The following is a 12,477-nucleotide window of genomic DNA, read 5'->3' on the forward strand; positions in this document are numbered from 1 at the left end:
TCGCGCCAGCCCGCCCTACCCGCACCACCCGCACCTGACTGGCCGCCCATGAGCGCTCACGCCGCCCCCTCGCCCGACGCGCTGTCGCGGCGCGCCGAATTCAAGGCCGCCAAGACGGAGATGCTCGAGCGCTTTCGCCGCGCGACGAACGTCGCGTCCCTGATGCACGCGCTGTCGAAACTCACCGACGATGCGCTCAAGCGCGTGTGGGACGACTGCGGGCTGCCCGCGACGCTCGCGCTCGTCGCCGTCGGCGGCTACGGGCGCGGCGAGCTCGCGCCCTATTCCGACGTCGACATCCTCGTGCTGCTGCCCGATGCGCACGACCCCACGCTCGACGCGCGCATCGAGCGCTTCATCGGGATGGCTTGGGATCTCGGCCTCGAGATCGGCAGCAGCGTGCGCACGGTCGCGCAGTGCATCGAGGAGGCGTCGCAGGACGTCACGGTGCAAACGTCCCTGCTGGAAGCGCGCCGCATCGTCGGCAGCACCGCGCTGTTCGAGCGCTTCACGGTGCGCTACCACGAGGCACTCGACGCCCGCGCGTTCTTCACCGCGAAGGTGCTCGAGATGCGCCAGCGCCACGCGAAGTTCCAGGACACGCCGTACAGCCTCGAGCCGAACGTGAAGGAAAGCCCCGGCGGGTTGCGCGACCTGCAGACGATCCTGTGGATCGCGCGCGCGGCGGGCTTCGGCAGCAGCTGGCGCGAACTCGACACGCGCGGCCTCATCACCGATCGCGAAGCGCGCGAGCTGCGCCGCAACGAAGGTTTCCTGAAGACGCTGCGCGCGCGGCTGCACGTGATCGCCGGCCGCCGCCAGGACATGCTCGTGTTCGACCTGCAGACGCAGGCGGCCGAGAGCTTCGGCTACCAGCCGACGCAGACCAAGCGCGCGAGCGAGCAGCTGATGCGCCGCTATTACTGGGCCGCGAAAGCCGTCACGCAGCTCGCGACGATCCTGATCCAGAACATCGAGGCGCAGCTCTTTCCCGCGACGAGCGGCATCACGCGCGTGCTGTCGCCCGACCGCTTCGTCGAGAAACAGGGGATGCTCGAGATCGTCGACGACGGCGTGTTCGAGCGCCATCCCGACGCGATCCTCGAAGCGTTCCTGCTGTACGAGACGACCCGCGGCGTGAAGGGCCTGTCCGCCCGCACGCTGCGCGCGCTGTACAACTCGCGCGAGATCATGAACAACGCGTGGCGCCGCGATCCGCAGAACCGCGACACGTTCATGCGGATCCTGCAGCAGCCCGAAGGCATCACGCACGCGTTCCGGCTGATGAACCAGACGAGCGTGCTCGGCCGCTATCTGCTGAACTTCCGCCGCATCGTCGGCCAGATGCAGCACGACCTGTACCACGTGTACACGGTCGACCAGCACATCCTGATGGTGTTGCGCAACATCCGCCGCTTCGCGGTGGCCGAGCACGCGCACGAATATCCGTTCTGCAGCCAGTTGATCGGCAACTTCGAGCGCCCGTGGGTGCTGTACGTCGCCGCGCTGTTCCACGACATCGCGAAGGGCCGCGGCGGCGATCACTCGACGCTCGGGATGGCCGATGCGCGGCGCTTCTGCCGCGAGCACGGCATCGCCGGCGACGACGCGTCGTTGATCGTGTGGCTCGTCCAGCATCACCTGACGATGAGCCAGGTCGCGCAGAAGCAGGACACGAGCGACCCCGAAGTCATCAAGCGCTTTGCCGAAGTCGTCGGCAACGAACGCTACCTCACCGCGCTGTACCTGCTGACCGTCGCCGATATCCGCGGCACGAGCCCGAAGGTGTGGAACACATGGAAAGGCAAGCTGCTCGAGGACCTGTACCGCATCACGCTCGCGGTGCTCGGCGGGGCCAACCCCGACGCGCATTCGGAGCTGAAGTCGCGGCAGGAGCAGGCGCTCGCGCTGCTGCGCCTCGAGACCGTGCCCGACGACGCCCATCGCGCATTGTGGGACCAGCTCGACGTCGGCTTCTTCCTGCGTCACGACGCAGCCGACATCGCGTGGCAGACACGCGTGCTGTACCGGCACGTGAACGCCGAAACCGCGATCGTCCGCGCGCGGCCGTCGCCGATCGGCGACGCGCTGCAGGTGCTCGTGTACGTGAAGGATCGCCCCGACCTGTTCGCGGGCATCTGCGCGTATTTCGACCGCAACGGGCTGTCGGTGCTCGACGCGCGCGTCAGCACGACGCGGCACGGCTACGCGCTCGACAACTTCATCGTCACGCAGACCGAACGCGACGTGCGCTACCGCGACATCGCGAATCTCGTCGAACAACAGCTCGCGTCGCGGCTCACCGAAACCGCACCGCTGCCGGAGCCGTCCAAGGGCCGCCTGTCGAGGCTGTCCCGGACGTTTCCGATCACGCCGCGCGTCGACCTGCGGGCCGACGAGCGCGGCCAGTACTACATCCTGTCCGTGTCGGCCAACGACCGGCCGGGCCTTCTCTATTCGATCGCGCGCGTACTCGCCGAGCATCGGATCGGCGTCCATGCGGCGCGGATCAATACGCTCGGCGAACGCGTCGAGGACATCTTCCTGCTCGCGGGTGCCGGCCTGTCCGACAACCGCCTGCAGATCCAGCTTGAAACCGAGTTGCTGCGTGCGATCGCAGTCTGAATGAATTCCAGCGTTTATGCGCACCAAACTAACCGTCAAGAATCCGAAGCCGGCGTCGCCGACCCGCGCCCCTGTCCGCTCCGGCAGCCTCGTCGCCCGCAAGGCGGTGCGTCCCGCTGCGCCGCCCGCAGGGGACAAGCCGGCCCGCCCGAAGAAGGCGTCCCCGGCCGCCGCCGGCGAACGCTCGTTCAAGCCGCGCGGCGCGGCAGGCGCCGAGCGCCCGGGCGCGGATCGCGCACCGGCCAAGCGTGCGCCGCGTGACGGCGGTGCCGAACGCGGCACGCGCGCGCCTTATCGCGACAACGCGGCCGGCGAAGGGGCGAAGCCTAGCTTCGGCGATCGACGCACGTCGTCCGATCGTCCGCCGCGCCGGGACGACGATGCACGTCCGCGTCGCGCGGGTGGTGGCGACGACAAACGCTCGTCCTATCGCGACAAGGCAGCCGGTGAAGGTGCAAAGCGCAGCTTCGGCGACCGTCGCACGTCGTCCGATCGCCCGCCGCGTCGTGATGACGATGCACGTCCGCGTCGCGCAGGTGGCGACGACGACAAACGCTCGTCCTATCGCGACAAGGCAGCCGGTGAAGGTGCAAAGCGCAGCTTCGGCGACCGCCGCACGTCGTCCGATCGTCCGCCGCGTCGTGATGACGACGCCCGTCCGCGTCGCGCGGGTGGTGAAGGCGGCGCACGCGCGCCGTACCGTGACAATGCATCCGGCGAAGGTGCGAAGCGCAGCTTCGGTGACCGCCGCCCGTCGTCCGATCGCCCGCCGCGCCGCGATGACGACGCCCGTCCGCGCCGCGCCGGTGGCGACGACGACAAACGGCCGTCCTATCGCGACAAGGCAGCCGGTGAAGGTGCAAAGCGCAGCTTCGGCGACCGCCGCCCGTCGTCCGATCGTCCGCCGCGTCGCGATGACGATGCCCGTCCGCGCCGCGCCGGCGCCGACGACGACAAACGCCCGTCCTATCGCGACAAGGCAGCCGGCGAAGGCGCGAAGCGCAGCTTCGGCGATCGCCGCCCGTCGTCCGATCGTCCGCCGCGCCGCGATGACGATGCCCGTCCGCGCCGCGCAGGCGCCGACGACGGCAAGCGCCCGTCCTATCGCGACAAGGCCCCCGGCGAAGGCGCGAAGCGCAGCTTCGGCGACCGCCCGGCTCGCCCCGCACGCGACGGCGAACGCCGCTCGTTCGGTGCGGTCAAGACCGCGCAACCGGTCAAGCGCGCGGCGGCCGACGTCGACTACGGCGACGAAACGGGCCTGATGCGCCTGTCGAAGCGGATGTCCGAACTCGGCATGTGCTCGCGCCGCGAAGCCGACGAATGGATCGAAAAGGGTTGGGTACTCGTCGACGGCGAACGCATCGACACGCTCGGCACCAAGGTCCGCGCCGACCAGAAGATCGAGATCGACGAGCGCGCGAGCGCTGCGCAAGCCGCGCAAGTGACGATCCTGCTGCACAAGCCCGTCGGTTATGTGTCGGGCCAGGCGGAAGACGGCTACGAGCCCGCAGCCGTGCTGATCACGCGCGCGAACCGCTGGAGCGGCGACCATTCGCCGGTCCGCTTCTCGCCGCAGCACCTGCACGCGCTCGCACCGGCCGGCCGCCTGGACATCGATTCGACCGGCCTGCTCGTGCTGACGCAGAACGGCGTGATCGCGAAGCAGCTGATCGGCGAGCAGTCGGATATCGACAAGGAGTACCTGGTGCGCGTGCGCTTCGGCGAACGGCTGATCGACATCGACCAGCACTTCCCGGCGGAATCGCTCGCGAAGCTGCGCCACGGCCTCGAGCTCGACGGCGTCGCGCTGAAGCCCGCGATGGTGAGCTGGCAGAACGGCGAGCAGTTGCGCTTCGTGCTGCGCGAAGGCAAGAAGCGCCAGATCCGCCGTATGTGCGAACTGGTGGGTCTCGACGTGATCGGCCTGAAGCGCGTCCGGATGGGCCGCGTGATGCTCGGCGCACTGCCGCAGGGGCAATGGCGCTATCTGTCGGCCGACGAGACGTTCTGACCGCCGGCGCGCCACACGTGTGCCATGCAATGAAAAAGCCCGCGCAAGCGGGCTTTTTCTTGTCTGCGAGAAACCGGGAAAGCAGAGGGATCAGTCGTCGGAAGCCGGATCGAGCCCCGGGAACAGCACTTCCGTGAAGCCGAAGCGCGTGAAATCGGTGATCCGCATCGGATACAGCTTGCCGATCAGGTGGTCGTATTCGTGCTGGACGACGCGTGCGTGAAAACCGTCGGCGACACGATCGATCTTCTCGCCGAACTGGTCGAAGCCGCTGTAGCGCACCTTCGCGTAGCGGCTGACGACGCCGCGCATGCCCGGCACCGACAGGCAGCCTTCCCAGCCCTCTTCCATGTCCGGCGGCAGGTACTCGACCTTCGGGTTGATCAGCACGGTCTCGGGCACCGGTGGCGCTTCCGGGTAGCGGTTGTTGTTGCCGAAGCCGAAGATGATGATCTGCAGCCCGATGCCGATCTGCGGCGCGGCCAGGCCGGCGCCGTTCGCATGGTGCATCGTCTCGAACATGTCCGCGACGATCTCGTGCAGCTCGGGTGTATCGAACCGCTCGACCGGCTTGGCGACTTCGAGCAGGCGCGGATCGCCCATCTTCAGGATCTCGCGAATCATGGCGTATTGCCCTCCAGGAGTTGGTGCAGGCCGTCTTCGTCCAGCACGGGGATGCCGAGTTCCTCGGCCTTCGCGAGCTTGCTGCCGGCTTCGGCGCCCGCGACCACGTAATCCGTCTTCTTCGATACCGAACCGGCCACTTTCGCGCCCGCCGCTTCGAGCATTTCCTTCGCGGCATCGCGCGTGAGCGTCGGCAGCGTGCCCGTCAGCACGACCGTCTTGCCGGCCAGCACGCCCTGCGGCGCCTTCGGCGCGGGCGGCCCTTCCGGCCACGTCACCTTGCCCGGCGCGCGCAACTGCTCGATCACGGTCCGGTTGTGCTCTTCCGCGAAAAACTGGTGGAGCGACTCGGCGACGATCGGCCCGACGTCGTTGACTTCGAGCAGCTCTTCGATCGACGCGTCCATGATCGGCGTGAGCGAGCCGAAATGCTTCGCGAGATCCTTCGCGGTCGATTCGCCCACGTGACGGATACCGAGCCCGTAGATGAAGCGCGCGAGCGTCGTGTGCTTCGCCTTCTCGAGCGAGTCGAGCAGGTTCTGTGCGGACTTCTCGGCAAACCGGTCGAGCTCGGCGAGCGTCGCAAAGCCCAGATTGAACAGGTCGGCCGGCGTGCGCACGAGATTCAGTTCGACGAGCTGGTCGATGATCTTCTCGCCGAGACCGTCGATGTCGAGCGCGCGGCGCTGCGCGAAGTGCCACAGCGCCTGCTTGCGCTGCGCCGGGCAGAACAGGCCGCCCGTGCAGCGCGCGATCGCCTCGTCCGGCAGGCGCTCGATCTTCGAGCCGCACACCGGGCATTCGGTCGGCATCACGAATTCGGCCGCATCGGCCGGGCGCCGGTCGAGCAGCGCACCGACCACCTCGGGGATCACGTCGCCGGCGCGGCGCACGATCACGGTATCGCCGATCCGGATGTCCTTGCGGCGCACCTCGTCCTCGTTGTGCAGCGTCGCGTTGGTCACCGTCGCGCCGCCGACGAACACGGGCTCGAGGCGCGCGACCGGTGTGATCGCGCCGGTGCGCCCGACCTGCACGTCGATCGCGACGAGCTTCGTCAGCGCTTCCTGCGCGGGGAACTTGTGAGCGAGCGCGAAGCGCGGCGCACGCGACACGAAGCCGAGGCGCTCCTGCTCGTCACGCCGGTTGACCTTGTAGACGACACCGTCGATGTCGTAGGGCAGCGACTCGCGCTTCTCGCCGATCTTGCGGAAGAAGTCGAGCAAGCCCTCGGCGCCCTGCACGACCGCACGCTCGCGGTTCACGGGCAGGCCGAGCGACTCGTACCAGTCGAGCAGCGCGCTGTGCGTATCGGGCATCGGCATCCCGTCGAGCACGCCGATCCCGTACGCGAAGAACGACAGCGGACGCTGCGCGGTGATCTTCGAGTCGAGCTGGCGCAGGCTGCCGGCCGCCGCGTTGCGCGGGTTCGCGAATTCTCGCTGCTCGGCCGCGCGCTGGCGTTCGTTCAGGCGTGCGAAATCGCGCTTGAACATCAGCACCTCGCCGCGCACGTCGAGTACGGCCGGCACGTTCTTGCCCTTCAGCTTCAGCGGAATCGAGCGGATCGTGCGCACGTTCTCGGTCACGTCCTCGCCGGTCGTGCCGTCGCCGCGCGTCGACGCCTGCACGAATATGCCCTGCTCGTAGCGCAGCGAGATCGCGAGACCGTCGAACTTCAGTTCGCACGCGTAGTCGACCGGCTCCGTCACCGAACCGGCGAGATCGGTCGCCTTGTCGAGCGCATCGGCGACGCGCTTGTCGAACGCGACGATGTCCTCGTCGGCAAAACCGTTGTTCAGCGACAGCATCGGCGCGTCGTGGACGACCGGCGTGAAGCCGCCGGCCGCCTCGCCGCCCACGCGCTGCGTCGGCGAATCGGGCGTCACGAGTTCGGGATGATCGGTTTCGAGCTGCTGCAGTTCGCGAAACAGTCGGTCGTATTCGGCGTCGGGCAGATCCGGCTGATCGAGCACGTAGTAGGCGTAGTTCGCCCGCTCGAGTTGGTCGCGCAGCCACGCGGCGCGCGCGTCGGGCTGGCTGGCTGGCGGTTCGGCTTGGGTTCGGGCCATGCTGGCGGCAGATTCGTTCTGAGAAAATCGGATGCCCGATTATCTCAGTTTGCCGCCGTGGCGGGGCGCGCAAAACGCGCCCGATGCGCGTGCTGCAGCGCAAACAGCGAAGTGTGCGCCGCAGCGACGAACGGCGGTGCCGAAGCCCGCCGCCCGTGCGTTCGCGTTACTGGCTGAAGAGGCGGCGCGTGACCGGCGAACCGGCCGGGATGCCGGCTTCCTCGAGCTTCGCATACAGCTTCATCAGTTGCTGGTCGATCGCGACGAGCGTCGATTCCGGCAGCGGCCGGCGCGAATCGTCGACGACCCGCGCACCGATCCGTTCGGACAGCGACTTCGCGTAGTCGCACATCAGCCGGAACGGCAGGATGTCCTCTTCGGCGACCGGCACGTCGAGCACCAGCGTGATCATGTTGCCGCCCTTGTACGTGAGGTCGTCACGCAGGAAGTTCGTGTCGCCGAACTGCAGCATGAACACCGGGTTCTGCTTCGCGTCGAGCTTCACGAAACGCGTGCCGTCGCGCGACAGCAGCAGCCCGTCCTGCGACGCGACCGCCTGCACGTAGTTCGCCGACCACGGCGCGCCGTCCGACATCACGTTGATCGACAACTGGGCGTCGCATTGCGCGGCAAACGCGTCGAGCTCGCGCGCCATCGCGACCGTTTCCATCATGTCCGGGAACTCCGGCGCGCCGTCGATCGCGTCGGCGAACTGCTGGACACCCGTCACGAATTCGGAGAACTCGAGCTCGTTCAGCGCGCCGCTGCGGTTCGCGAGCTGCGCGGCCGCGCGCAGTTCCTCGTAGCGCACGCCGTTCTGCAGCAGCTCCCACTGGCCGCCTTCGGGCTTGCCTTCGATATGCACGGGCTTGCTGCCCGCGCGGCGCAGCCGCTGCGCGGCCGGCAGGATCTTGTCGCCCGGCAGCAAACCGTTGAGCCGGATCGGCACGATGCAGTCGATCCGGCGGTCGACGATCGCCGGCGGTGCCGACGAGATCGTCGTCGCGGCCGGCAGCACGGGTTCGACCGGCTCGGCCGCTTCAGCGTGCGTGTCGTGCGCGGCGGCCGGCACGGTGTCTTCGCCGGCAACCGCGTCGACCGGCTCGGCCGACGGCTCGACACCGGTCGCCTCGGCCTGCAGATCGGCCGGCATGTCGGCAGGCGCCGCACCGCCGAAGGTCGGCTCGACGCGCGCGACTTCCGCCGACGTGGCGGCCGCAGCAGCCGCAGCAGCCGGCACCGCAGGCTCGCGCCGCACCGGCTGACGCACCGGCTCGATGAACGGCAACTCTTCGTCGCGCTCGGGGCGGTTCATCGCCTCGGCCGCTTCCTCCGGCATCGGGCGCGGCATCCTGCGCCGCACCTTCGCGCCCTGCCATGCGTTGTAGACCACGACGCCGCCCACCACGACGGCGCCCGCGCCGATCAAACCGAGTGTCAACTCGTCCATGCACGCTCCATCAGCAATTCTTGTTCGTCGGAACCGCGAACGGGCGCCCATGCGCCGCGCGAACGCGGTCCGGTTTCGTCAAACGTCAATTCTGGGCAAAACCCGCGGCGGTTTCCATGTCCACCGCGACGATCCGCGACACGCCCTGCTCCTGCATCGTCACGCCGATCAGCTGCTGCGCCATCTCCATCGCGATCTTGTTGTGCGAGATGAACAGGAACTGCGTCTTGTCGGACATCGCGCGCACGAGATTCGCGAAACGCTCGGTGTTCGCGTCGTCGAGCGGCGCGTCGACCTCGTCGAGCAGACAGAACGGCGCCGGATTGAGCTGGAACATCGCGAACACCAGCGCGGTCGCGGTCAGCGCCTTCTCGCCGCCCGACAGCAGGTGAATCGTCGCGTTCTTCTTGCCCGGCGGCTGCGCCATCACCTGCACGCCGGCATCGAGGATCTCGTCGCCCGTCATGATCAGCTTCGCCTGGCCGCCGCCGAACAGGCGCGGGAACAGGTCGCTGAAGTGACGGTTGACCTCGTCGAAAGTACCTTGCAGCAGCGTGCGGGTTTCCTGGTCGATCTTGTGGATCGCGTCCTCGAGCGTCGTGATCGCGTCGATCAGGTCGGCCGACTGCGCATCGAGGAACACCTTGCGCTCGCTCGCGGCCTTCAGCTCGTCGAGCGCGGCCATGTTCACCGGGCCGAGCGCGTTGATCGCGTTGTTCAGGCGCGTGACCTCGCCTTGCAGGTACGACGGCTTCAGATCCGGCGTGAGCTTCGCGCTCAGCGCTTCCTCGTCGACCTCGGCCGCGGTCAGTTGCTCGGCGAACTGCTCGACCGCCAGGCGCGCGGCCTGCTCCTTCAACTGCAATTCGGTGATGCGGTCGCGCAGCGGCTGCAGCGAGCGCTCGGCGACGAGCCGCTGCTCGTCCGACGCGCGCAGCTTCGCGGTCAGGTCGTCGAGTTCGATCCGCGCGGCCTGCAGCGCCTCTTCCTTCACCGCACGAACTTCGAGCGCGTCCTGCAGGCCCGTGTGCGCGGTCTGCTCGTTGATCGTCTCGAGTTCGGCGCGTGCGTCTTCCAGCGATCCGGCAACACGTTCGCTCTGCTCGTGCGCGACCTGGATGCTGCGCTTGAGTTCGTCGATCCGCGTCACCGCGTTGCGTGCGGCGAAGCGCGCGTCGTTCGCGCCGCGCTCCAGGTCGCGCGCTTCCTGACGCGCCTGCGTCAGCGATTCGTCGAGTGCTTCGAATGCGAGCTGGTTGTCCTCGAAGCGCGCCTGCAGCTCCGCGAGTTCGCCGTCGAAACGCTCGAAATTCGCTTCCGATTCCGCGCGCATCGCGCGCTGCTCTTCGATCTGCGCGCCGATTTCCTCGAGTTCCTCGCGGATCTGCGTGCTGCGCTGCGTGTAACGTTCGTGCGCCTGCGCGAGCTTCAGCACGTCCATCTGCAGCGCGTGCACGCGTTGCGTCGCACGCTCGGCCTGTGCGCGCACGTCGCCGAGCGCCTGCGTGGCCTGCGTGTGCGCGGCTTCCGCGCGCACGGCCGCCGTGCGTGCCTCGTCGGCGAGCAGCGCCTGCGCACGCACCTGGCGCGTCAGGTTTTCGATTTCCTGCTGGCGGGCCAGCATCCCGGCCTGTTCCGAATCGGCGGCATAGAGCTGCACGCCGACGCGCGTGACGACATGGCCGGCCTTGACGACGAACGCGCCGCCTGCCGGGAGCTGCGTGCGCGTCGCGAGCGCCTGTGCGACGTCGTCGGCGACATACACGTTGCCGAGCCAGTCGTTCAGCACCGCACGGATGCCCGCATCGTCGATGCGCACGAGCGACAGCACCGGGCGCAGGCCCGCCACGGCCGCGGGCGGTTCGCCGGCCGCGGGCGGCGCATAGAACGCGAGCTTCGCCGGCGGCGCATCGGTCGCGAATGCCTTCACCCAGTCGAGATTCGACACTTCGAGCGCGGCGAGACGCTCGCGCAGCACGGCCTCGAGCGCCGCTTCCCAGCCGGCCTCGACGTGCAGCTTCTTCCACAGGCGCGGCAGCGCGCCGAGCTCGTGCTTGTCGAGCCACGGCTGCACCTTGCCTTCGGTCTGCACGTTTTCCTGCAGTTGCTTCAACGCGGCGAGACGCGCCTCGAGCTGGTGGATCTGCGCGGCCTCGGCCTGCACGCGCTCCTGCGCGGCACGGCGTTCGCCATCGAGGCGCGGCACCGTTTCCTGCGCGTCGGCGAGGCGCGCCTGCGCTTCGGCAAGGATCTCTTCCTGCTCGGCCAGCTGCATGCGCAGCTCCTCGAGCTGGGCCTCGTCCGGCGCGTCGAGCCCGCCCGCTTCGCTCTTCAGGCGCTCATGGCGCTGCTGAAGCTGCTGAAGCTGCTGGTCGGCGTTACGCTGGTGCGCGGCCTCGAGTTTCAGCGACTGTTCGGTCTGCGCGATCCGCGCGCGCTCGTCGTTGAGCTGCGCCTGCGCATCGCGCCATTTCGCTTCGAGCGCCGGCAGCGCGTCGTGCTTCGCGGCGGCGTTGTCTTCGGCGAGCGCGGCCTTCTCGTCGGCCATCGCGCGCGCTTCCTCGGCTTCCTCGAGCTCGTCCTGCGCCTTCTCGGCCTGCGCGCGCCATTGCTCGCGCTGCGCATTCAGCGCGGCGATCTGCGCCTGCACGCGATTGCGCGATTCGACGATGAACTTGATCTCGGCTTCGAGGCGGCTCACCTCGGCATTCGCCTCGTAGAGCGAACCCTGCGCGCCCTGCATCGCGTCGCTCGCCGAGTAATGCGCGACACGCAGCGTCTCGAGCTGCGCCTCGACCTCGCGCAGCTTCGCCGTCTGCGCCTCGAGGTCGATCTGCGCCTGTTCGATCGCGCGCTGCTGCTTCTGCTGCTCGCCGGCGGCCTCGTTCTTGCGCAGCAGCCACAGCAGGCGCTGCTTCTCCTCGCCGTCGGCGACGAGTTCCTTGTACCTGGTCGCGACGACGGCCTGCGCCTCGAGCTTCTCGAGGTTCGCACCGAGTTCGCGGACGATGTCCTCGACGCGCGTCAGGTTCTCGCGCGTGTCGTGCAGGCGGTTCTCGGTTTCGCGGCGGCGCTCCTTGTACTTCGATACGCCCGCGGCTTCCTCGAGGAACACGCGCAGCTCTTCCGGCTTCGCCTCGATGATCCGCGCGATCATGCCCTGCCCGATGATCGCGTACGCACGCGGCCCGAGGCCCGTGCCGAGGAAGATGTCCTGGATGTCGCGGCGACGCGCCGGCAGGTTGTTGATGTAGTAACTCGACGTGCCGTCGCGCGTGAGCACGCGCTTCACGGCGATCTCGCCGTACTGGCCCCACTGGCCGGCCGCGCGGCCGTCGGAGTTGTCGAAGATCAGTTCGACGCTGGCCCGGCTGCCGGGCTTGCGGGCGGTCGAGCCGTTGAAGATCACGTCCTGCATCGACTCGCCGCGCAGCTCGGAAGCGCGCGACTCGCCGAGCACCCAGCGCACGGCGTCGATGATGTTGGACTTGCCGCACCCGTTCGGGCCCACCACGCCGACAAGCTGGCCCGGAACCTGGAAATGCGTGGGATCGACAAAGGATTTGAAGCCAGCGAGTTTGATCGAGCTCAGACGCACGGCGGTATCGGATGTGAAGAAGGTGTGAAACGGACGGAGCCGCACTGCGCGAGGCCGGACGGCCCATGCGCGCGACGCGCCCCGGAATTCAAAA

The 12,477-nt window shown here is 68.4% G+C and carries 6 protein-coding genes; 2 read left to right on the top strand and 4 right to left on the bottom strand.

The window, feature by feature from the left end; translation table 11 throughout:
• The first annotated feature begins 48 nt into the window (after positions 1 to 48).
• Complete coding sequence (locus tag PQB87_RS11485) at positions 49 to 2,625, top strand: [protein-PII] uridylyltransferase (protein ID WP_059687322.1); 2,577 nt, start codon at positions 49 to 51, stop codon at positions 2,623 to 2,625.
• A 16-nt stretch (positions 2,626 to 2,641) separates the two neighbouring features.
• Entirely contained in the window at positions 2,642 to 4,639 is a 1,998-nt protein-coding gene (locus PQB87_RS11490) for a pseudouridine synthase (protein WP_489241861.1), read from the top strand.
• Between the two features lie 90 nt (positions 4,640 to 4,729).
• Here the strand turns inward: PQB87_RS11490 and def are convergent, their stop codons facing one another.
• The 4 genes from def to smc all read right to left on the bottom strand — a co-directional run bounded on the left by def (position 4,730) and on the right by smc (position 12,383).
• On the bottom strand, positions 4,730 to 5,263 hold the full coding sequence (gene def / locus PQB87_RS11495; RefSeq protein ID WP_048020902.1) for a peptide deformylase: 534 nt from the start codon (positions 5,261 to 5,263) through the stop codon (positions 4,730 to 4,732).
• Positions 5,260 to 7,335, bottom strand: coding sequence for an NAD-dependent DNA ligase LigA (ligA, locus tag PQB87_RS11500; RefSeq protein ID WP_111941529.1), 2,076 nt, complete (start codon positions 7,333 to 7,335; stop codon positions 5,260 to 5,262). The genes def and ligA overlap by 4 nt, the downstream gene beginning before the upstream one ends.
• 166 nt (positions 7,336 to 7,501) lie before the next feature.
• Positions 7,502 to 8,785 carry a cell division protein ZipA C-terminal FtsZ-binding domain-containing protein gene (locus PQB87_RS11505; RefSeq protein WP_489241862.1) on the bottom strand — a complete coding sequence of 428 codons (1,284 nt, stop codon included), beginning with the start codon at positions 8,783 to 8,785 and terminating at the stop codon, positions 7,502 to 7,504.
• An 85-nt stretch (positions 8,786 to 8,870) separates the two neighbouring features.
• Positions 8,871 to 12,383, bottom strand: a complete 3,513-nt coding sequence (smc, locus tag PQB87_RS11510) for a chromosome segregation protein SMC (protein ID WP_048020898.1) — start codon at positions 12,381 to 12,383, stop codon at positions 8,871 to 8,873.
• Positions 12,384 to 12,477 lie beyond the last annotated feature (94 nt).

Source organism: Burkholderia sp. KL41, from assembly GCF_057005415.2.